Annotated in this window: 18 protein-coding genes and 1 tRNA gene; 12 read left to right on the forward strand and 7 right to left on the reverse strand. The window is 57.7% G+C overall.

Features of this window, described 5'->3' with window-relative positions:
* Window positions 1-4: 4 nt before the first annotated feature.
* Both AABM55_RS09450 and AABM55_RS09455 read left to right on the forward strand, forming a co-directional pair.
* A complete protein-coding gene (locus tag AABM55_RS09450; protein ID WP_347929397.1) occupies window positions 5-2149 on the forward strand; it encodes a 3-hydroxyacyl-CoA dehydrogenase NAD-binding domain-containing protein in 2145 nt (714 codons plus the stop codon).
* Between the two features lie 107 nt (window positions 2150-2256).
* The gene (locus AABM55_RS09455) at window positions 2257-2985 is read left to right on the forward strand and encodes an amidotransferase (protein ID WP_347929398.1); all 729 of its coding nucleotides are present in this window, start codon (window positions 2257-2259) and stop codon (window positions 2983-2985) included.
* A gap of 108 nt (window positions 2986-3093) precedes the next feature.
* Here the strand turns inward: AABM55_RS09455 and AABM55_RS09460 are convergent, their stop codons facing one another.
* The 3 genes from AABM55_RS09460 to AABM55_RS09470 form a co-directional block, all read right to left on the reverse strand.
* Window positions 3094-4065 carry a magnesium and cobalt transport protein CorA gene (locus AABM55_RS09460; protein WP_054593308.1) on the reverse strand — a complete coding sequence of 324 codons (972 nt, stop codon included), beginning with the start codon at window positions 4063-4065 and terminating at the stop codon, window positions 3094-3096.
* Window positions 4066-4197: 132 nt separating this feature from the next.
* Entirely contained in the window at window positions 4198-4920 is a 723-nt protein-coding gene (locus tag AABM55_RS09465; RefSeq protein ID WP_054593307.1) for a 1-acylglycerol-3-phosphate O-acyltransferase, read from the reverse strand.
* A 214-nt stretch (window positions 4921-5134) separates the two neighbouring features.
* Window positions 5135-5824 carry a crotonase/enoyl-CoA hydratase family protein gene (locus tag AABM55_RS09470; RefSeq protein WP_054593306.1) on the reverse strand — a complete coding sequence of 230 codons (690 nt, stop codon included), beginning with the start codon at window positions 5822-5824 and terminating at the stop codon, window positions 5135-5137.
* A gap of 308 nt (window positions 5825-6132) precedes the next feature.
* Between AABM55_RS09470 and AABM55_RS09475 the strand changes: the two genes are divergently transcribed.
* Both AABM55_RS09475 and AABM55_RS09480 read left to right on the forward strand, forming a co-directional pair.
* A tRNA-Ser gene (locus AABM55_RS09475) sits at window positions 6133-6222 on the forward strand.
* Window positions 6223-6513: 291 nt separating this feature from the next.
* Window positions 6514-7197 carry a hypothetical protein gene (locus tag AABM55_RS09480; RefSeq protein WP_347929399.1) on the forward strand — a complete coding sequence of 228 codons (684 nt, stop codon included), beginning with the start codon at window positions 6514-6516 and terminating at the stop codon, window positions 7195-7197.
* Between the two features lie 360 nt (window positions 7198-7557).
* Here AABM55_RS09480 and AABM55_RS09485 read toward each other — a convergent pair whose 3' ends face one another.
* Window positions 7558-9006 carry a PLP-dependent aminotransferase family protein gene (locus tag AABM55_RS09485; RefSeq protein ID WP_347929400.1) on the reverse strand — a complete coding sequence of 483 codons (1449 nt, stop codon included), beginning with the start codon at window positions 9004-9006 and terminating at the stop codon, window positions 7558-7560.
* A 305-nt stretch (window positions 9007-9311) separates the two neighbouring features.
* Here AABM55_RS09485 and AABM55_RS09490 point away from each other — a divergent pair, with 305 nt between their 5' ends.
* The 8 genes from AABM55_RS09490 to AABM55_RS09525 all read left to right on the forward strand — a co-directional run bounded on the left by AABM55_RS09490 (window position 9312) and on the right by AABM55_RS09525 (window position 18709).
* The gene (locus tag AABM55_RS09490) at window positions 9312-10316 is read left to right on the forward strand and encodes an SGNH/GDSL hydrolase family protein (RefSeq protein ID WP_103315406.1); all 1005 of its coding nucleotides are present in this window, start codon (window positions 9312-9314) and stop codon (window positions 10314-10316) included.
* A 139-nt stretch (window positions 10317-10455) separates the two neighbouring features.
* Window positions 10456-12687, forward strand: coding sequence for an iron-containing redox enzyme family protein (locus tag AABM55_RS09495; RefSeq protein ID WP_347929401.1), 2232 nt, complete (start codon window positions 10456-10458; stop codon window positions 12685-12687).
* 33 nt (window positions 12688-12720) lie between these two features.
* Window positions 12721-13107 (forward strand): hypothetical protein, encoded by a 387-nt coding sequence (locus AABM55_RS09500; RefSeq protein WP_054593301.1) that lies wholly within the window; start codon window positions 12721-12723, stop codon window positions 13105-13107.
* A gap of 102 nt (window positions 13108-13209) precedes the next feature.
* Window positions 13210-13833, forward strand: a complete 624-nt coding sequence (locus AABM55_RS09505) for a LysE family translocator (RefSeq protein ID WP_054593300.1) — start codon at window positions 13210-13212, stop codon at window positions 13831-13833.
* 98 nt (window positions 13834-13931) lie between these two features.
* On the forward strand, window positions 13932-15773 hold the full coding sequence (locus AABM55_RS09510) for a carbamoyltransferase (protein WP_054593299.1): 1842 nt from the start codon (window positions 13932-13934) through the stop codon (window positions 15771-15773).
* A 202-nt stretch (window positions 15774-15975) separates the two neighbouring features.
* On the forward strand, window positions 15976-17295 hold the full coding sequence (locus AABM55_RS09515; RefSeq protein WP_347929402.1) for an aspartate aminotransferase family protein: 1320 nt from the start codon (window positions 15976-15978) through the stop codon (window positions 17293-17295).
* A gap of 95 nt (window positions 17296-17390) precedes the next feature.
* A complete protein-coding gene (locus tag AABM55_RS09520; protein ID WP_103315401.1) occupies window positions 17391-17993 on the forward strand; it encodes a formyltransferase family protein in 603 nt (200 codons plus the stop codon).
* Window positions 17994-18079: 86 nt separating this feature from the next.
* On the forward strand, window positions 18080-18709 hold the full coding sequence (locus tag AABM55_RS09525; protein ID WP_347929403.1) for a LysE family translocator: 630 nt from the start codon (window positions 18080-18082) through the stop codon (window positions 18707-18709).
* 221 nt (window positions 18710-18930) lie between these two features.
* Here AABM55_RS09525 and AABM55_RS09530 read toward each other — a convergent pair whose 3' ends face one another.
* The 3 genes from AABM55_RS09530 to AABM55_RS09540 all read right to left on the reverse strand — a co-directional run bounded on the left by AABM55_RS09530 (window position 18931) and on the right by AABM55_RS09540 (window position 22308).
* On the reverse strand, window positions 18931-19197 hold the full coding sequence (locus AABM55_RS09530; RefSeq protein ID WP_054593295.1) for a hypothetical protein: 267 nt from the start codon (window positions 19195-19197) through the stop codon (window positions 18931-18933).
* Window positions 19198-19258: 61 nt separating this feature from the next.
* The gene (gene phaC, locus AABM55_RS09535) at window positions 19259-20962 is read right to left on the reverse strand and encodes a class I poly(R)-hydroxyalkanoic acid synthase (protein WP_347929404.1); all 1704 of its coding nucleotides are present in this window, start codon (window positions 20960-20962) and stop codon (window positions 19259-19261) included.
* 167 nt (window positions 20963-21129) lie between these two features.
* A complete protein-coding gene (locus AABM55_RS09540; protein ID WP_103315398.1) occupies window positions 21130-22308 on the reverse strand; it encodes an acetyl-CoA C-acetyltransferase in 1179 nt (392 codons plus the stop codon).
* Window positions 22309-22369: the final 61 nt, after the last annotated feature.

The raw sequence follows: 22369 nt of genomic DNA on the forward strand, positions 1-22369 counted from the left end.
CTTTATGACTGATGCCATTCGTTACGAAAAAGGTCAGGACCAGATTGTCGTCCTGACCATCGACATGCCGGGCCAGAGCGCCAATACCATGAACGCGGTGTACCGCGAGGCGATGGCTGATTGCGTTGCGCGGCTGGTGGCCGACAAGGACTCGATTGCCGGAGTGATCATCACCTCCGCGAAAAAAACTTTCTTTGCCGGCGGCGATCTCAACGAGCTGATCAAGGTCGGCAAGCCTCAGGCCAAAGCCTTCTACGACATGGTGTTGCTGCTCAAGGCTCAGCTTAGGACTCTGGAGACGCTCGGCAAACCGGTAGTCGCTGCGATCAATGGCGCAGCGCTGGGAGGCGGATGGGAAATCTGTCTGGCCTGCCATCACCGCATTGCGCTGGACAATTCGTCGGTGCAGATCGGTTTGCCGGAAGTCACGCTAGGGCTGTTGCCGGGTGGCGGTGGGGTAGTGCGCATGGTGCGCCTGCTGGGTCTGGAGAAGGCGCTGCCGTATCTGCTCGAAGGCAAGAAGGTTCGGCCGCAACAAGCCCTGCAAGCCGGTTTGGTCGATGAGCTGGCGGCGGATCGAGATGAACTGCTGGCCAAGGCACGCGCCTGGATTGCTGCCAACCCGACGGTCAAGCAGCCTTGGGATATGAGCGGTTACCAGATTCCCGGCGGAACACCGTCGAGCCCGAAAGTCGCGCAGATGCTGGCCATCGCGCCGTCGATTTTGCGCAGCAAAACCCAGGGTTGCCTGCCGGCGCCGGAGAAGATCCTCTGCGCCGCGGTTGAGGGCGCTCAGGTCGATTTCGACACGGCGCAGTTGATCGAAACCCGCTACTTCACCGAGCTGACTACCGGCCAGGTGGCGAAGAACATGATCGGCACCTTCTGGTTCCAGCTCAACGAGATCAACGCTGGCGGCTCGCGTCCTGCGGGTTTTGCGCCGCACGCGACGAAAAAACTCGGAGTGCTCGGCGCGGGCATGATGGGCGCCGGGATTGCCTACGTCAGTGCCGTGGCCGGTATCGACGTGGTGCTCAAGGACATCAATCTGGCGGCAGCCGAGAAGGGCAAGGCTCATTCGGCGGCACTGCTGGACAAAAAAGTCGCCCGTGGCCAGCTAAGCGCAGCGCAGCGTGACGCCACCCTGGCACGGATCAAGACCAGCGAGCAGGACGCCGATCTGGCGGGCTGTGATCTGATCATCGAAGCCGTGTTCGAAGACCGCGAGCTGAAAGCCAGGGTCTCGTCGGCCGCACAAAAAGTCGTCGGGGCCGATGCGGTCATCGCTTCCAACACCTCGACCTTGCCAATCAGTGGTCTGGCGACCGCCGTGCCGGATCAGTCGAAATTCATCGGCCTGCACTTCTTCAGCCCGGTCGACAAAATGCCGCTGGTGGAAATCATCAAAGGTGCCAATACCAGCGATGAAACCCTGGCCCGTGGTTTTGATTTCGTCCTGCAAATCAAGAAAACCCCAATCGTGGTCAACGATAGCCGTGGCTTCTTCACCTCGCGAGTGTTCGGCACGTTTACCAATGAAGGTATCGCCATGCTCGGCGAAGGCATCTCGGCGCCGATGATCGAAACCGAGGCGCGCAAGGCTGGAATGCCGATAGGTCCGCTGGCGATCTCCGACGAAGTTTCCCTGAGCCTGATGAGCCATATCCGTCAGCAAGCCGCCAAGGACCTGCAAGCCGAAGGCAAACCGCTGCCCGCGCACCCGGCGTTTGCGGTGATCGATCTGCTGCTCAACGAATGCCAGCGTCCCGGTAAAGCCGCGGGTGGCGGTTTCTATGAATACCCGGCCGGTGGACAGAAACATTTGTGGCCAGAGCTGAAAACGCGTTTCGAGAAAGCTGACGGACAGATATCGCCACAGGATGTACGTGATCGCTTGCTGTTTGTGCAAGCCATCGAAACCGTGCGCTGTGTGGAGGAGGGCGTGCTGCTGTCGACGGCCGATGCCAACATCGGTTCGATTTTCGGCATTGGTTTCGCCGCCTGGACGGGCGGGGCGTTGCAGTTCATCAACCAATACGGCGTGAAGGATTTTGTCGCCCGTGCCCAATACCTGGCCGAGCAGTACGGCGAGCGCTTCACACCGCCGGCTTTGTTGCTGGAAAAAGCCGCGAAGGGCGCGTTGTTCTGAGGGTGTCGCTCTGACGGATTGGCGGTGCGCACCGGGCTTGCCTGACCCCGCGTTTCAAGGCAGGCTCTGGGTGTGCACTATCGCCTCTATCGTGTCAGGTATTTTTTATGTCGTTACGCATCTGCATTCTGGAAACCGACATCCTGCGTCCAGAGTTGGTCGATCAATATCAGGGTTACGGGCAGATGTTCCAGCGTCTGTTTTCGCAGCAACCCATCGCTGCCGAATTCACTGTCTACAACGTCATGCAGGGCGAATACCCAAGCGATGAGCTGAGTTTCGATGCCTATCTGGTGACCGGCAGCAAGGCTGACTCGTTCGGCACCGACCCGTGGATTCAAACCCTCAAGACTTACCTGTTGTCGCGCTATGAGCGCGGCGACAAGCTGCTGGGCGTGTGCTTCGGCCATCAATTGCTGGCGCTGCTGCTGGGTGGCAAAAGCGAGCGCGCGACCCAGGGCTGGGGTGTCGGCACCCACAAGTACAAACTGGCCGCCAAAGCGCCGTGGATGAGCCCGGTGAAGGAAGAACTGACACTGCTGATCAGTCACCAGGATCAGGTCACCGCGCTACCGGAAAACGCTACGGTGATCGCGTCCAGCGACTTTTGCCCGTACGCCGCGTATCACATCAATGATCAGGTGCTGTGCTTCCAGGGCCACCCGGAGTTCATTCACGATTACTCGCGGGCGTTGCTGGAAATTCGCCAGCAACACCTTGGCGAACAGGTCTATCAAAAAGGCATTGAAAGCCTGGCAAATGAGCACCACGGCACCACCGTTGCCGAATGGATGATGCGGTTTGTGGCCCACAAACCCGAAACCAAATCGGTTTAAATCCTGAAAGCATCGCGGGCAAGCCACACTCCCACAGGATTTAGGTGTACCTGTGGGAGCGTGGCTTGCCCGCGATCGAGCGCGAAGCGCTCGCCATGCATCCTGCCGTTATAACCACCCCGACCGCTTGAAGCTCGCCCACAACGCGAAACATCCCACGGTCATAAACCCCATCACCACAAAATAGCCGTAGTGCCAGCTCAGCTCCGGCATGTTCTGAAAGTTCATCCCGTAGATCCCGGCCACCGCCGTCGGGAACGCCAGAATCGCCGCCCAGGCCGCAAACTTGCGCTGCACCACGCTTTGTCGGGCCGCTTCCAGCAATACACCAATCTCGATGGTCTGGCTGGCAATATCACGTAACGTCGTCAGGTCTTCCATCTGTCGCGTGACGTGGATCTGCACATCACGAAAGTACGGGCGCATGTTCTTGTCGATGAACGGGAAGTTCAGCTTCTGCAGCTCTTCGCTGATCTCCACCATCGGCGCCGCATAACGGCGCAGGCGCAATACGTCGCGCCGCAAACCATGAAGGTTCTGAATGTCCTTTTCGTTGAGCGTGCTGCACAGCACGTTGCGCTCCAGCTCATCGATCTCGCTATGGATCGCTTCGCCCACTGGCTGATAGTTTGCGATGACGAAATCGAGCAGGGCGTAGAGCACGAAATCTTCGCCGTGCTCAAGCAACAGCGGACGCGCCTCACAGCGTTGGCGCACATGCGCGTAGGACGCCGAGTGACCGTTACGGCAGGTGATGATGTAACCCTTGCCGGCAAAGATGTGGGTTTCGATGAACTCCAGTTTGCCCTCATGGCGCACCGGCGAGTACGTGACGATAAACAGCGCATCGCCAAAGGTTTCCAGCTTCGATCGGCTGTGTTTATCCAGGGCGTCTTCAATCGCCAGTTCGTGCAGGCCGAACTGGCGTTGCAGGTTGGCCAGCTCCTGGGCGTTCGGCTCTTCGAGGCCGATCCATACAAAGTGGCCTGGTTTTGCAGCCCAGGCGGCGCCCTCATCAAGGGTGATATCGGTGACTCTCTTACCGGCACTGTAGACCGCAGCCGCAACGACTCTACCCATAATTCTTATTCACTTCTTCTTGGCAAATGGCAATGACAGGCAATGACCAGATTATCCTGCTCTTAAGCTTGAGAGTCAGCAAAATCAGCGAAGTTCGCCGGCAAAAAGAAGCCCGCACGAGGCGGGCTTCATTCAGGCTGCTTGCAGCTGTCGATCCATCGATTCAATGCACTCGCGCATCTGTTCACGGCACTGGGCGATCAGCATCGGCATGTCGTCCATGCTCAAGCCGGCAGTAGGAATCGCCGGCAACGAGCGGATCAGGATCTTGCCACTGCGCCAGCGGTTCAGGCGCATATGATTGATGTAGCTGCTGACGCACACCGGCACGATTGGCACCCCGGCAGCGATGGCCATCTGGAACGCGCCTTTCTTGAATGGCAGCAATTCTTCACCCAGGTTGCGCGTGCCTTCCGGGAACACCCAGATCGAGGTGTCCTTGTGCTGCAAGGTGTTGGTGGTCGTGAGCATCGACTGCCGAGCCTTGTGCGCATTGCCACGGTCGATCAGCACATTACCGGCCAACCAGAACAACTGCCCGAACAACGGCACCCACTTCAGGCTTTTTTTGCCGATGCACACGGTGCGGTGCGGCACCACATTACCCAGCACAAACAGATCGTAGTTGGACTGATGGTTGGCGATTACCACGCAGCTTTGCGTCTTGTTCTTCAGCCCATCGACGTCGGCCTTTACCCGCAAACGCAAAATACACATCGCTGGCCAGGCATAAAGACGCGCGCACAAACGGCTGTTATCCGGATTGAACGGTCGGCACAGGCCAAGCACCACACCGAGCACACCCGCTACAGCAAAATGCAGACCCATCAATAACATGCGAAACAGATACAGCATCTACAGGCCCGCCGGGACAAAAGGTGGCGCAGTGTACGGATGTGCACTGTTTTCGGCAATTGCTGCTATAGAGGTAGGAGATAGGCGATGTTTAAGCGCATGTTTCAGACTGATAGCGTCAGATGCGGAGTAGAGCGGCTGAAGGACTGTAAACAGATCAGCCAAGAAAAAGCCCGACTCGGCGGTCGGGCTTTTCGTTGTAGCGCTTTCGGGATTAAACCAAGTGTTCCTGATCCTGGATGATCGCGTTGTCCAGGGTCTCCAGCAGGGCCTTGCGTACTTTGAGCTTGGTGTTCTTGTGCGCGGTCATGTTGATCTTTTTCAACTGACGCGCCATGGCCAGTGCTGCACCTTGCAGTTCTTCGGCAGAAACGACCTTGTCGAGGAAGCCAGCATCCACAGCGCCCTGCGGATCGAACATCTCGGCGTTGATCACCGAGCGGTGGAACGCCGACTTGCGCAGACGATCACGAGCCAGCTCGATGCCGGCGTGGTGCATGGTCATGCCAATCTGCACTTCGTTCAGGCCAATGCTGAACGGACCGTCGACACCAATCCGGTAATCGGCCGACAACAGAATGAATGCGCCCTTGGCTACCGCATGCCCTGGGCACGCGACGATCACCGGGAAGGGGTGCGACAACAGACGACGGGCGAGGGTCGAACCGGCAGTCACCAGGCTCACGGCTTCTTTAGGGCCGGCCGTCATCACCTTCAAGTCATAACCGCCCGACAGAATGCCTGGCTGACCGGTGATGATCACCACCGCGCGATCCGTCACCGCCTGATCCAGCGCAGCATTAAACGCGGCAATCACGTCCGGCGAGATGGCATTGACCTTGCCATTGCTCAAGGTCAGGGTCGCGATACCGTCTTCGAGGTGGTAGGAAATCAACTCACTCATGACGCTATTCCTTGTATTGAAGTGGGGCAGACGTTACCCACCGTCGTAGGCCAGGTAAAGCGCCATGACTGACCGGCCAGTCAGCCAATTCACGCCCGCCCAGCGTAGCCGGCCATACGTACCGCGCATTGCCCTCTATATAGAAACATTCACCCGGCCGAAGATTGGCAGGTTTGCCATGCCTCCAAACCCGCCCGAACTCGTAAATCGCTTAACCGCATGAAAATTCTGAAAAAAATATTTGCCATCGGAAAAGCTTTCGACTACATTAGCGCGCCTCGACAGACAGAACATGTTTGAAGAGATACGGTGAAGTGTCCGAGTGGCTTAAGGAGCACGCCTGGAAAGTGTGTATACAAGAAATTGTATCGAGAGTTCGAATCTCTCCTTCACCGCCAAATTCTGAAAGCGCAAACCCCTGATTTTCCTAGAGAAAGTCGGGGGTTTGTGGTTTTTGGCGTCTGAAAAAAGGCGATATGGGACCGCTATGGGACTGGCGCTCTATTTCGGTGCGTAAAAAGCAGGCTCTGACGAGAAGGCTTTGGAGTTTCCAATAAACGAGGGTGAAATTCCCGTGCTTCAGCGGTTCCCTTTGGTTATGGTTCTGCGCAATAGTGGCGTTTTGTTATTGCTTTCAGGAAGAGCTACTTACCTGGAAGCTCATCGGCAGTTCAACGCAGGGAAGCGCAGTGAAGACAGTTGTCACGACGGTTCTATTTTTGGGGTTGTGCGGCTGCGGTTCCGACTTTCGTAGCTCTGCGCCGACACTCTGGACAGATGGCATCATGCTGGAGCAGAAGAAGGTCACCGTAGATGATCGACATGCCAAAGTGATCATGCAGGCATCAGGCGATACGGCCAACCCAGTAGATTTTGAAGTGGTCCGAGGTAACGACCCGGATACACGTCCCGATCATCTGGGGACAGTAGTCAAACCGTTTCGCAATAAAGTCGGCGGCTGGTTCAGTCGTCTCAGCAGCGCGGTCTCCAAGCATTTCCCCCAGCTGGAAATACAGGCCGATCCCGGCCAGATTTTGCAGGTGGGCGGGTCATCGACGATTAGTAGTCAGATTCCGGCACCGGGTTACCGGACGCTTTACAACGAAGACTATGTATTCAACTCGTCGAAGAACAAGTTTGAGAAAAAGGTAACCGCCAATCCGACCGTCTCGTCGTATTACGCCTGTGGGCCGATCACAAGTACCTTTATTCCCGAGAAGCAAAAGGTCTATCTGGCGGAGTTTGTCTTCGTAGATCGGGGGGAAGGGTGTGAACTGCAGGTCTATGACATCACACAACCCGAACTACGTGTCCCGGTCGTTGCCATCAAGGGCGCGCAGCCCTCGTCCCGCAGGTCGTACCACTCCCCATAGGCTCTGTAGGAAACTTGCTTGATCGCCGCTCGGCGAGTTTTCGTAACGACCCTAATGAGCTTGAGAGGCACCTTGGTAGAAGGTGTGTTTCTGTTCCCCCACCCTCTCGCTCAGTCTATTGAGCGTACTGACAAGCCAGCGTTCGAGATCATCCAAACCCGATCTGGATACCCGCGGGCACAAAGGACCAGACTCTCCAAAAACGTCGACCCCATGCCGCAGATGTTCGATCTCTTCGATGATCGTCACCCCTGCATTACCGCCAAAAAACTCGCTGCCCAACGACCCGCGCTCTCCGCTGCGAAAGCCGTTTTGTCGGAGATTCCGCCTCGTCTTCGATGCTATGCGGTCTGTTTAACGCTAAGCGTTGGGTGCCGGAGGCCCGAAACCTGAATCCAGGTGTATCAGTTGGCTGATGGTCTGGCCGACCTTGCTCACGGCCATTTCGATTTTTCGATTAGGTGCGTTGGCGAAGTTGAGCCGAATGCAGTTGCGGTATTTGCCGGCCGCCGAAAAGATGTTGCCGTTGGCGACTTGTACGTCTTGGGCTTCGAGCAGGCGGTTGAGGGAATAGGTGTCGAAATCTTCCGGCAGTTCGACCCACAAGGTAAAGCCGCCCTGCGGCTGGCTGACGCGGGTGCCTGCCGGGAAGTAACGACTGACCCATTCGGTCATCAGGTCGCCGTTGCGTTTGTATTGCTTGCGCATGCGTCGTAGATGCAGCAGGTAGTTACCCTTGGCGATGAATTCGGCGACGGCTAGTTGTGGCTGGGTCGCGGTGGTGCCGGAGCCGATGTATTTCATGTACAGCGCTTGTTGCAGGTAGCGCCCCGGTGCAATCCAGCCGACGCGCAGGCCAGGCGCCAGGGTCTTGGAAAATGAACTGCAGAGCAGCACGCGGTTGTCTTCATCAAAGGACTTCAGCGTGCGCGGCCGTGGATAACGATGGGACAGGTCGCCATAGATGTCGTCTTCAATGATCGGCACATCGAAGCGTTGGGCCAGGCGGATCAGAGTGCGCTTGCGGTCGTCGGGCATGATGTAGCCCAGCGGATTGTTGCAGTTGGCGGTCACCTGGATGGCTTTGATCGGCCACTGTTCGAGGGCCATTTCCAGGGCTTCCAGGTTGATGCCGGTCACTGGATCGGTGGGAATCTCCAGGGCCTTCAAACCGGTGGCATTGAGGATTTGCATCATCCCGTGGTAGCTCGGCGAGGCGATGGCAATGATGTCGCCCGGCACGCAAATCGCCCGGATGGCGGTTGACAGGGCTTCCTGGCAACCGCTGGTGACGATGATCTCGGCCGGGATCAGGCGGCAGCCGGAGTCGATGGCCAGCCGGGCGATTTGTTCGCGCAGGACCGGCACCCCTTGGAGGTGGTTGTATTGCAGGCTCTGGCTGTCGCTGCGCCGGTTGATGCGTGCCATGGCGGTGAGCAGCGGCTTGAGGGTAGGGGCGGTGACATCCGGCATGCCGCAACCCAGCTGCACGACGCTGGCGCTTTGTTCGAAACGCATCAGCTCCTGCACCATGTCCCACTGGGAAATGTCCACCGGCCGCAAGGTCGGGCGGCCCATCTGCGGCAGTTCCGGCATGCGTCGGTCAGTCGGCACGAAGTAACCGGACTTGGGGCGCGGTATCGCCAGCCCCGAAGATTCAAGTACGCGATAGGCCTGTTGCACGGTGGTCAGGCTGACGCCGTGTTCCTGGCTTAGCGTACGCACAGAGGGCAGGCGCTCGCCTGGCCCATAAAGGCCCTGCTCGATGCGGCTGCTGATGAATTCGGCGAGGTTCAGATAGAGAGTCATGGATTTGACTGTAGCGTGTCATCTGTAGCTTAAGAAGCTACAGATTGGACTTATTTTGAAATATTTTTCTCCAAAAAAAGCCAACTGTATTAAAAAAAATAGCCGGCGCTGTATCTGCAATACACACAGACACCTTGGGATGATAGTTCTTCTGGGGTGCAGAAATGTTCAGTAGAGACGCTAGTCGCAACATTCCAGGGCGGCACCCCGTGTTTTGGGAAAAATCCTACAAATTCAGACGTCTGGCAGCGGCTTAGAACGCTTCCGGCACATGATCAGCGATTACTGATGAGGATGAAGGCGGTATGACGGCAAGGATGACACTCACTCCGCAGATGGCTGAATACGAGCAAAAGTTTACTGACGGCGGCGAAGTCCGCTGGTTACCGTATTTGATGTATTTCCATCCGGCCAACCACCGCTCGCCGGTGGTCAACACTGACAGTGTGGGCTTTCGCTACTCTGAATCTCTGGGTGTCGAGTATTCGGCGGCTGATTGCGACAAAAGCGGCAGTGTTCGCTTGTTGGCTGGCAGTTCTACGGTATTCGGTATTGGTGCCAGTTCCGACAGCTGCACCTTGTCTTCGCGCCTGTCGGCGAACGATCCGCGCGGTCAACGCTGGCTGAACTTCGGCGGTCGCAGTTTCAACTCAACCCAAGAACTGATGCTCTTCACGCTTAACCGCCACCTGCTGCCAAAGGTGGATGAGATCGTGCTGTTTTCCGGGTTCAACAACCTCGGCTTGGCACGCCAGCCAAAGGAGTACCGCGGTGAGCACGGGGCCTTTTTCAACTGCCATCAGTTCTTCAGTGCATTCGCGCCCGAGCAGCCAACGCACAGCTCGTGGAGCCTGACCAACCTGTTCGGCAAGACCCAGGAGCCAGAGCCACCGGCTCCGCCGTCGATGGGAGAGCAGATCGACTACGCGGCCAACCTGACGCTGCAACAATTGGATATCTGGCGCGCCCTGGCCAAGGATATGGGCGCGAAGCTGACCTTCATTTTGCAACCGCTGGCCGGCTGGATTCGGGCAAAAGGTTGCAGTGAAGAGGAGCAACTGTTTGCCGAACTGGACCAGGCCGGAAATTTCACTGAGATGTATGGCGATATTTTGCAGACCCGTGTGCGTGAAGCCTATGCCGCACAGTTGCGCGAAGGGGCGCACAAAATGGGTGTGGGCTTTGTCGATATCACGCCGTTGCTGGCCGAAGCGCTAGGCCCGGATGACTGGCAGTTCGTCGACCGGATTCACTTCACCGACAAAGGCAATGACCTCGTTTCAAAGCTCATTCTTGATGCCACTCACTAAAAGGAAACTGTGATGAAATCGATCAAAAAATTTATCCAACGCCTCTTCGGTAAAAAGAAGAAAAAGCCCGATTCCTCCATTTATCCGATGTTCTGACGTTCGCTTGATAACGTCACTTGCACTGAACAGGATGTTGGCAATGGATGGCTCGGTTTCAATTCACGCAAGGGCAGGGGATGTGTGGCGCCAGCTGTATCGCTCGGCGATCAGTCCCGAAAGCTTCCTGGATGACGTGTATCTCAAAAGCCTGATGCAGGCGTGCGCGTCGGCTACCGGTGAAGCCAGTCCTGGCTTGTCGGAGCTGGCGCAACAGATCGACCGCTGGCGGGTCGAACAGGGCGCGGCCTATAGCGCCGTGGCCGCTGCCGCTGCGCAACACGGAAATGCCAAGGAATTTGCCCAAGCGCTGGCTATTTACTCGGCGCCGATGGCGTCGATTCTGGGTTGCTGGCTGCAAGGCATGAGTGCGCCCGGGGTCTTCGAAGACAATGCACAGCTGAAAATCATGCAGCTGTTTGCTCATGACGTCGGCGTGGGCCGCCCCCGGGCCTCACGCGCCGATCACTTCAAGGCGCTGCTTGGTCAGCTGGAGCTGAAGTCCTATGCGGTAGCGCCTTTCGAACTTTCGATGTTACCCGACTTAAGCGATGAGGCCTTTGAGTTGCCGGCGCTGTTGCTGGCCCTCAGCCGTCGCAGCGATGAGTTTGGCGATGTGCTTTGCGGCATTGATTGGGCGCTGCGTACGGTTGGCCTTTGCCCTGGCTGGGCCGTCTTGGGGCAGATTGAAAGCCTGCCGTTGGACATCCGGCGGCTGGATTTGAACGAGCCGTTCGGGGGGCTGGACGAGACCTCGCCGCTGGCGACCGCGCAGTGGATCAGCAATCAAGTCGCCGTTCAAGGCGAAGCCCGGCACACCGAGCTGATCCGGGGTGCCACCTGGTTGTTCTCGGCGCTGCGGCGCTGGAATGCCCAGCTCTACAACGCGGTACTGGTAGCCTCGTCACCGCAGCATGCGATGGCGCAACTGATCCAGCGGCTGGCTCGGGTTGGTGCGGTTTATCACCAGAATTACCTGGTGGAAGGACGTAGCCTTTCCGAGTGGCTCAAGGATGCGCAAACCGATCCGCTGCCGCTGTTGGACGTCCTGTCACGCAGCCGTTTGATCGTGCCCGGCAATGCGCAAAAAAGTATTTTGGTCACCAGCCTGGTTGCGCCGACCGGGCGTATGTTCCGAATCTTCAGCGACGCCGACCTGAGTGTGATTCGTAAATGGATCGACTGGCTGCCCCAAGCAGCACATAGCGAACCCTTACCTCGACAGTCGATCATCAACCCTACCGATGCAAGCGTTATCCGCTCCCTGGCCGAGACCCGCCATACGTCTCTCGGTCACTGGCCGAAAAGCCTGCGCGAGGCCTATTTTATCTTGCAGGGGCGCGCGCTCGGGCCAACCACCCAAGCCTTTGCCCACGCCTACGTGACACGTTGGCTGGAGCGCTCAAGCCGTTCGCTGGAGACTTCCGGGCGTCCGCTACCTGAGTACTGGGGCGTGAACGTGTTGCGCTCTTGGTTGCTGGACAAACATGACCAGAACGGCGAGCAGTTCGATGAAAGCGATCCAGAACAACTGCCGACCCGTGAAGAAATTGTCGAGTCGACCCTACAGTTGGCGCCCCTGACGTTAATCGACGGCGCTTGGTTGCAGGGTTTCACCGACCTTGACCTGGCGTCCTCGCCTATTGGCTATGCGCTGTTTCAAACCTATTGGGATGAACTGGGCAACGGCGTTTACGCGTTGAATCATCCAAAGATTTATCGCGACGGTTTACGTCAGATGGGGCACGAGTTGGCGCCGACCGGCAGTCGTGAGTTTGCCCAGGACCCGCGTCTGGACGAGGACTCGTTCCGCTTGCCGGTGTATTGGCTGTGCCTGGGCAAATTGCCGGTGACGTTTATGCCGGAGACGCTCGGCATGAACCTGGCGATGGAATTATCTGGCGTGGGTGGCAGTTACCGTTTGGCGCGGCGTTTCCTGCGCCATTACGGTTTCAGCACGGCCTTTGTGGACTTGCACAACACCATCGACAACGTCTCCACCGGGCACTCGGCCTGGGCCGCCGATGCGATTGACGCCTACATGCGCAAGATTGCCGCAGGCGGTGCGCAGTCGTTGGCCGAGCATTGGCAGCGGGTGCGGGTGGGCTATGAATCCCTGGCACCGATGCCGGGCAAGTGGGCTTCGGTGTTGCGCCGGTTGGGGGTCGGGTCCGCCGGGAGGGTGTTGCCGCGTGCCGGACGCCAGGCCTCTTCGCAACAGCTCTTCCACCATTTGCCAATCACCCGCAAGACATTGGTGGAAGTGGCCGGCTAATAACCGGCTAATAAAAACAACAAGGAGCTACACATGTCTCTGGTCAATGTGCACAACGAGTGGGATCCCCTCGAAGAGATGGTTGTTGGCATCGCCACTGGCGCGCGGGTGCCACTGCCTGATAAGGGCTTATTCGCCCTCGACTATAGCGAGCACCACACCGATCAAGAGGACATTCTGCCGATCGGCCAGACCCTCATCGAAGCACCGATGGCCTTGCGTAGCCGGTATTTCGAACCCTTCGCCTATCGCAAGCATGTGCAGGACTATTTCGCCAGCGGCGCCAACTGGATCTCGGCACCCAAGCCGCAATTGGCCGATTCCATTTATCGAGTCAACCCGTCACTGGCGGTGATCAATGACCAGCAGGTTCCGTTGATCCGCGCGTTGGAAAACAGGGTGTCGACGTGGCGCCATTGAAGATGCGCCATGCTCGTAGTTTGAGTGGTGGTTTCCATTGTGTGTCGCTCGACATCCGTCGGCGCGGGACGCTGGAAGATTACCGTTGATAAGGGTGTGACGATGCAAACCCTGGATTACTACTCGATCATTTTGTTTGTCATCGCCACCTGCGTCACGCCGGGGCCTAACAACGTCATGTTGATGTCGTCGGGAGCGAACTTTGGCATCGGGCGCACGATGCGCCATGTGGCGGGGATCAACATCGGTTTTCCACTGATGCTGATTGCCGTCGGGGTGGGGGCCGGGGCGATTTTTCAACAGTACCCCAGGCTTCACGATGTATTGCAGGTGGTGGGTGCGCTGTACCTGTTGTACCTGGCCTACCAGATCGCCAGCGCGCCGACAGTGGACCTTGACGACAAGTCTGGAAAGCCCTTGGGCTTCACCCATGCGGCATTGTTTCAGTGGATCAACCCCAAGGCCTGGGTGATGGCGGTGGGTGCGGTGCTGACGTATACCTCGCCGGTCGATGCCTACGGTTTTCAGATTTTGCTGATCGCGCTGCTGTTCTTTTTGTTCGGCTCGCCGTGTTCGATGGTTTGGGTGTTTTTTGGGCAATACCTGCGGCGCTTCTTGACTCACCCGCAGCGTTTGAAGGTGTTCAATATCACCATGAGCCTGGTGCTGGTGGCGTCATTGATACCGGTATTGAAAAGCTTGCCGTTCGGCGAGTGGTGGTCTTGAAGGTATTTATAAAAGCAAGAGTTACCGAGAAGCCAGTAGATGCGTCTGGCGAAAGGGATTCCATGTATTGGCATGATGCTAAGAGGATGCACGTTTAAATGGCTATTTATGTATTAGGGATCTCTGCCTTCTATCACGACAGTGCTGCCGCCTTGGTGAAAGATGGCGTCCCGGTTGCAGCTGCCCAGGAAGAGCGTTTCACCCGCGTGCGACACGACGCGGCATTTCCGGCCCAGGCGATTCAGTATTGCCTGGATGCCGAGGGTATTACCCTGGATGACCTGGAGGCCGTGGTCTATTACGAAGACCCCCAGGAGAAGTTCTCACGGGTCATTTCCTCCTTTGCCAGTGGCGGCATCGGTGGCGCGCGAACGTTCATCAATGCGATGCCGGAATGGATTCGTTGGAAGTGGAACGTACTCAAGTTCGTCGATGAAAAACTCGAAGAGCTGGAGCGAGGCAAAGCCCCGCGCACCCAGGCGTCCCAGCACCATCGCTCCCACGCCGCTGCGGCGTTCTACCCGTCGCCGTTCGAGAACGCCGCGGTACTGTGCATTGACGGAATCGGCGAATGGCACTCGACCACTATCTGGCAGGGCGAGGGCTCCAGGCTTGAGCTGAAGAACTCGATTTCGTACCCGCATTCGGTGGGTCTGTTCTATTCGGCGATGACCTATTACTGCGGCTTCAAGGTCGATTCCGGCGAATACAAACTGATGGGCCTGGCGCCTTACGGTCAGCCGATCTACGCCGACAAGATTCGCGATGAGCTGATTAATATCCGTCCTGACGGCTCCTTCACCCTGAACATGAAGTACTTCGAATACCTGCGCGGCGAGCGCATGGTGGGCGAGGCCTTTGAAGAGCTGTTCGGTGGGCCGATCCGTAAACCGGAAAGCCCGATTTCCCAGCGTGAGTGCGACCTCGCGGCTTCGGTCCAAAAAGTCACGGAAGAGGTGGTGCTGGGGTTGGCGACCGCTGCGGTCAAGCAGACCGGTAAACGTAATCTGTGCCTGGCCGGAGGCGTGGCGTTAAATTGCGTGGCCAACGGCGTGCTCAGCCGTTCCGGGCGTTTCGACTCGATCTGGATCCAGCCGGCGGCCGGCGATGCCGGTTGCGCGCTGGGTGCGGCGATGGATTATTCGGTCAAGCGTACCGGGCGCCCACACCTGACCGGGAGCAAGACTGACGCCATGAGCGGTAGCCTGCTGGGGCCAGGATTTGGCGACGAAGAGATCGAAGCGTTCCTGCGCGAAAACAACTACCCCTACACTCGCTACGACGATGCCCAGCTGTATGACCAGGTCGCCAGCCGTCTGGCTGACGGTGCGGTAGTCGGCTGGTTCCAGGGGCGTATGGAATTTGGTCCGCGGGCCTTGGGCGCACGTTCGATTCTCGGCGATGCACGCAACCCCGAGATGCAGCGCACCATGAACCTGAAGATCAAGTACCGCGAATCGTTCCGGCCATTTGCGCCAGCGGTCCTGGCTGAAGACGCCAAGACCTATTTCGATATCTGTGAAAGTAGCCCGTACATGTTGATGGTCGCGCCGGTGACCGACTCGATCAAATCCGAGACTTCGCTCAAAGAGGGCGGTCCCGCGCGTGGGTTGGGCAGCATCAACAATATTCGCTCGCAGTTGCCGGCGGTGACTCACGTCGACTTATCGGCTCGGGTGCAAACCGTGACCGAAGAAAATAACGCACCGTTCACTTATCTGCTGCGTAGTTTCAAAGCGCGTACCGGTTGTTCAGTGTTGGTTAACACTTCGTTCAACGTGCGTGGCGAACCCATCGTGTGCAAGCCGCAAGAAGCTTATGCCTGCTTCATGCGTACGGAAATGGACGTGCTGGTGCTCGGCCGTTTCGTGCTTGAGCGTCCTGGTCAGCCAGCGTTCGTTGAAGAAGTCGACTGGCGCAGCGAAATCCCGCTGGATTGATGTTCACCTTTAACAATAAGGAGATTTTTTTCGTGCTCAGATTCCTCGCGTTTCTTATGTTCATCGTTGTACTGCTGCCCATTGGACTGACCCGCTCGGTCTTTCATTCATCGCGTTTTGGCCGGAATTTTCACCAGGCCCCGACGGCATGGGATCATCCGGCAAAGGGAAAATAGCCCCAACAGCCCAAGGACTCACGCCCATGTCAAAGGTCATTTACAAAAACCTGAATATCTCACCGATCCTCGCCGTCAAGGGGACCGGTGTCTGGCTCGAAGATGTTTCAGGCAAGCGTTACCTTGATACCTGTGGTGGTGTAGCGGTGTCGAGCCTTGGGCATGCGCATCCGCGTATCGTGGCGGCTTTCGAGCGAGAAGCGAAAAAGCTCGCTTGGGCCCATGCCGGCAGTTTCACCACGGCAGCCGCCGAAGAGCTGGCTGAACAGTTGGTGGACGCTTCCGGTGGCTTGGCGCGGGCGCAGTTTCTGTCGGGCGGTTCGGAGGTCATGGAGTTGGCGATGAAAATCGCCTACCAATATCAATGTGAGCGTGGCTTGCCCACCAAGTCGACGTTCATTTCGCGGCGCCAGAGCTATCACGGCAGCACCTTGGGCACCCTGAGTATTTCCGGGAATGCCCAACGCCAGTCGGTGTTCGGGCCACTGTTGCCGCCCGCTGAATTTGTTTCGCCGTGTTATGCCTATCGCGAACTACGTGTAGGCGAGAGCGAAGAGCAGTACGCCACGCGTCTGGCCCAGGAGATGGACGACAAAATCAACGCGCTGGGCAGCGAAAATGTCGCCGCGTTCTTCGCTGAAACCGTTGTTGGCTCGACCAACGGGGCGGTTCCTCCCGTCCCCGGCTACTTTCGCAAAATCAAGGAGGTCTGCGAGCGTCACGACGTTCTGCTGATCCTCGATGAAGTGATGGCGGGCATGGGCCGTACCGGCCAGATGTACGCCTATGCCGATGACGGGATCGTGCCGGACATGGTGGCCGTGGGCAAGGGGCTTGCGGCCGGTTACATACCCATTTCAGCGTTGCTGGTTAGCGACCGGGTGCATTCGGTCATGGCCCAGGGGTCCGGGGTGCTGGGCAACGGCCAAACCCATGTCAACCATCCGCTGGCGTGCGCGATTGCTTTGGAAGTACAGAAGGTCATCGCTGAAGAAAACCTGTTGGCAACGGTTCGCACCCGTGGCGAACAATTGCGCAGTTGGCTCAGAGAAAGCCTGGCTGACGTTGATACCGTTGGCGATGTGCGGGGCCGTGGTTTGTTTGTCGGCCTCGAATTCGTCGAAACCCGCACGGGTAAAGAGCCGTTTCGTGGTGGCGGGGCGTATGCAGCCGCCCTCAAGCAGGAAGCCTTGAAGCGCGGTCTGCTGATCTATCCCGGCAGTGGAACCGTCGATGGCACTCACGGCAATCATGTGCTGTTTGCGCCGCCCTTTATTTCCAGCGAGGCCGAAGTCGCCGAGATGGTCGAACGTTTCAGTGCAGTTGTAAGGGCCGTCGGTCAATGACGGTTCGCCCTTTTTGCGCAGGCGCGAGCACGTTCGCGACTGTCGTTCAGCGCTTGCCGGTTTCACCGTTATTACTCGTTGATGGGGAATAGAAGATGCAGATGATTGAGCCATGCAAGGACAAAGTCCTCCTTTCGGTGTGCACCATGGACTGGTGCGATCACGGAGTCGAGTTCGCCAAAACCGTGTTTTCCAACCTTGAAGTGTTCTGCTGGGATCCCGGCGATCCTTATCCCTATCACCTGGATGACTGGGAAGGCGATTGGATCATTTCCTATCGCGGCGACTTTATCTTCCCGGAAAGTATTTATAAGAACGCCCGCAAGGGCGCGATCAACTTGCACCCAGCCCCGCCTAAATACCGTGGGCTGGGCAGCCAGCACTATGCGATTTACTACAACGATGAAACCTACGGTTCGACTTGCCATCACCTGGCGCCTTCGGTCGACAGCGGGGAGATCATCCATGTCGCGCGCTTTAACGTTGCTCCGGCCGAGACAGCGTCTTCGCTCCGTTTGCATGTGGGCGCGTATTGCTTGCAGCAGTTTATTCATCTGCTCACCGATTACATCCTGCAAGGGCGGTCGTTGCCGGTTTCACCGGAGCGCTGGGGCGAACGGCTGTACAAGCAATCCGAGCTGAAACCCTGGATGGAAAAAATTCGCGCCCAGGAGCCCGATCATCGTTGCTTCAAATAAGTGCTTTTTTGGGGGGGGCTTCAGGCCGATAGCGGCCTGAAGGGTGTGCATTGCGCGCGTTGGTGCGACTGATAAGAGACCGTCATATGTTTGATCTTTCGAGCTTCGGAGCCGCGCTGGCGGTCTATGTCATCGGCACCGCCAGCCCCGGTCCGGGTAACCTGGCGATTGCCAATACCTCCCTGAACTTTGGGCGTACGCCTGGGCTGGCGTTGGCGGCGGGGGTCATTTCCGGTTCGCTGTGCTGGGGGGCAATGACCGCGGCTGGGGTATCGGCGTTGCTGCTTTCCTACACGCAGATTCTGGTCTGGCTGAAAGTCCTTGGCGCCTGCTATTTGTTCTTTCTGGCCTACAAGTCGATTCGCGGTGCACTGGCACACAATGCCACCACGGTTGCTCGAGCTCGCTCCAAACAGACCAGGAACATTGGGTATTATTTACAAGGACTGGGTATTCACCTCACCAACCCAAAAGCCGCCTTGACCTGGTTCACCGTGACCACGGTCGGGCTTAGCGCGAATGCACCCGCCTGGGCCAGTTTTGTCCTGGTGGCCGGTTGTGCCGTACTCGGGTTCCTGATCTTCAGTACTTACGCGTTGGCGTTTTCAGCCCATTCGGCTGAACCGTTTTTCACTCGAACGCGAAAATCGTTCGGGATGATCTGCGCAGCCTTCTATTCGATCGTCGCGATTGGGTTTATCAGCTCGTTGTTTTAATGCTGATGCAAAAACCAGATGTCACGCCGCATTCTTCACGCCTTCCTGACCCCCGACGCCAAAGGCGATGGTGTCCATCTGAATTTGGACTGCACCCCAAAGGTTAGACATAACCGATGGGGTGTTCCATGGGAAAGCACACGGGGCAGGCGAAGCGTTCAGCGGTGCAGGATTACTGCTCTGGTATCAGGTGGATCAGCGTTGGCGATCCGCGAGAATGCTTAACCTGGCATTGTCCAGGATTGCAGCGTGTAACCCTCCTGGCTCAACTCGGTGCGCACCTCCTCCAGCAGGCGTTCCAGCTGCGTCGGGTCGGAATAGGCACTGCTTGGAATCAGTTTGCGACAAATACGCGTGTTGGCCTGGTCGATGACACTCAGGCTCAATTCGCCATTACCGTCTTGCGGAGCCCAAGCGACACATTGAAACGGTTTGAATGCGTGGCCGGCAATCAAAAGTGCTTCGTTGATGCGGAACGGGGTGCTCACGGGTCGTCTCTCCTTAGTACCCAAATAAATGATGTGTCGCGCTCTGGCCCACCGCAGCCTTTCATTGCTTTACATAACTGCCTGGCGCCGGCTCCAGAGGCGGGTATTTGTCATTCCCGGTGTGCGCAACCGCGGGTTGGCGCTCGCCGGAGTGTCCCGCCAGCCAGTTGAACCAATCGTTCCACCAGCTACCGGGTTGCTGCTCGGCATTCTTGAACCAGGTCTCCGGGTTTTTCGTGACCCGATTGTTGGTCCAGTAATGGCGCTTCTGCTTGGCGGGTGGATTGATGACACCGGCGATATGCCCGGAAGCGCCCAGTACAAAGCGCTTGGTCCCGGAGAGCAGGTTGGTACTGGCGTAGGCGCTTTTCCAGGGCACGATGTGATCGTCATGGGTGGCGAGGATGTAGGCGGGAGCGTCGATTGCACGCAAATCCAGTTTGACCCCACAGCACTCAAGCTCACCTGATTTCAAATCGTTCTGCAGATAGGTGTGGCGCAGGTACCAGCAGTACATCGGGCCCGGAAGGTTGGTGCTGTCGTTATTCCAGAACAGCAAATCAAGTGGAATCGGCTTCTGACCCTTGAGGTATTTGTCGACGTTGTAGTTCCACCACAAGTCGTTGGGGCGCAGCAGGGAGAAGGTATTGCCCATGTCCTCGCCACGAAACAGGCCGATAGGGCCATTCATGCCGCCGATGGTGCGCTCTCGATAGGCCACCAGCTCTTCGTCGACGAAAATGTCGATGGGACCGGTATCCAGGTAGTCAAGGAACGTGGTCAACAGGCTCACGCTGGCAATCTCTCGATCACCGCGTGCAGCCAGTACGGCCAGCGCCGTGCTCAACAGGGTGCCGCCGATGCAGAAACCCACGCAATTGAGTCGCTGTTCGCCACTGATCTCACGGGTCACTTGCAGGGCGTCGATGACCCCATGCTCAATCAGGTCATCCCAGGTGGTGCCCGCGTGTTCCTCATCAAAGTTGCGCCAGGACATCAGGAATACGGGATGTCCCTTTTCCAGCAGATGGCGGACCATCGAGTTGTCCGGGCGCAGATCAAGAATGTAGTACTTGTTGATCGACGGCGGTACGACGAATACCGGATGTCGGTACTGGGTCTCGCTTTGCGGGTAGTACTGAATGAGCTGGAAGAGGTGATTTTCGAAGACGATTTCGCCCGGAGTGTTGGCCAGATCGACGCCAACCTTGAAGGCACCGCTATCACACTGGCGCATTTTGCCTTCGTTCATGTCGCTGGCCAGATGCTGCAGACCGGTGATCAGGCTGGCACCTTTTGTCTCAACCGCACGCTGGAGCGCATCAGGGTTACTGACCAGAAAATTGCTTGGCGCACTGGCGGCAATGGCTTGCTCCACCAGATAGCGCAGGCGTTGGCGCGGTTTCTTATCGTCGATCAGCAGCTTGTCGAGCAGTTTCAGGAGAAAGCTGGAGTTGAGCAGGTAAAACGCAGCGAGGGAGCCGAACAGTGGCTCGCTCCAGTTGCCGCTGGCGAAACGTCGATCATCGAAGCTGAAGGATTGGCCGGTCAGCAGTTTTTGGCCGAGTTGACCCCATTCAACCTGGTAGTCCGCTTGAAGGCTGTCCAGCGTTTCGCGAGGCAGCTCGAACCAGGCGCTGTGCTCATGTCCGGAAAACCAGGGATTAGTGCTGACCCATAGGCGCAATTGTTGCACTGCCAAGGATGCGATGAACGGAACCTGGCCTGACCAATAGGTCTTGAATGTATGCGCGTTGTTGTCCATTAAAGTTCCTTGCCCATACCGATGAGCCGGGCAGAAAAAAGCCGCGCTTTGCCGGACTCCGGCGCAGCGACGGCAGGAATGCAGGCGGTTTTGTTTGACGCCAGCCTGATGCGCGGAACAAGGTCCCAGGTCCCAGTTCCGCGCATTGGCTACTCAAATGCCGTTGGTTAGCGCTCGATAGCCAGGCCGACGCCTTGTCCGCCACCGATGCACAAAGTGGCCAGACCCTTCTTGCCGTCGCGACGGATCAGTTCGTGCACCAGCGACACCAGAATCCGTGCCCCTGACGCGCCGATCGGATGGCCAAGGGCGATCGCGCCGCCGTTGACGTTGACCTTGCTGGTGTCCCAACCCAACTCTTTGCCAACCGCCAGCGCCTGGGCGGCGAAGGCTTCATTGGCTTCGATCAGGTCCAGGTCCTCGACGTTCCAGCCAGCCTTTTGCAGGGTCAGACGCGTAGCCGGGACCGGGCCGATGCCCATGATCGACGGGTCCACACCGGCGCTGGCATAGGCTTTGATCCGTGCCAGTACCGGAAGGCCCAGCGCTTGTGCTTTAGCGGCGCTGGCCAGCAACAGTACGGCGGCGCCATCGTTGAGGGTCGAAGCATTGCCGGCGGTCACGCTGCCGTCTTTCTGGAATGCCGGTTTGAGTTTGGCCAAGGCTTGCGCAGTACTGTCGATACGCGGCTGTTCGTCAGTGTCGAAGACCAGCGGTTCGCCCTTACGCTGAGGAATCAGGATCGGGGTGATTTCGCTCTGGAATCGCCCGCCCTCAATGGCAGCGGCGGCCTTCTGTTGCGAGGCGGCGGCGAAGGCATCCTGCGCTTCACGAGAGATCTCGTACTTTTGCGCCAGATTCTCAGCGGTGATACCCATGTGGTAGTCGTTGAAGGCATCCCACAGGCCATCCTGGATCATGCTGTCTTGCAGTTGCGCATGACCCATGCGCAGACCCGTGCGTGCCTTGGGCAGAACGTAGGGAGCCAGACTCATGTTTTCCTGACCTCCAGCTATCACCAGTTCCGCGTCGCCGCAACGGATTGCCTGGACGGCGAGATGGACCGCCTTGAGACCCGAGCCGCAGACCTTGTTCAAGGTCAGGGCAGGCGTGGTGTGTGGCAAGCCGGCCTTGATCGCTGTCTGGCGGGCCGGGTTTTGCCCAGCGCCGGCAGTGAGTACCTGGCCGAGGATCACTTCATCAATTTGAGCAGCATCGATACCCGTCTGCTCCAGCAAGCGGCGAATCACTGCGGCACCCAGTTCGGTCGCGGGAATTGCAGACAAAGCACCCTGGAAACTGCCGATGGCGGTACGAGTAGCGGCAACGATTACGACTTCGTTCATGCGTGACCTCATTGAAAAGACAAAATTCGTCGAACACACCAGGGCATTCATGCCCTGGTTG

This window comes from Pseudomonas helvetica, assembly GCF_039908645.1.
GTDB classification, from domain to species: domain Bacteria; phylum Pseudomonadota; class Gammaproteobacteria; order Pseudomonadales; family Pseudomonadaceae; genus Aquipseudomonas; species Aquipseudomonas helvetica.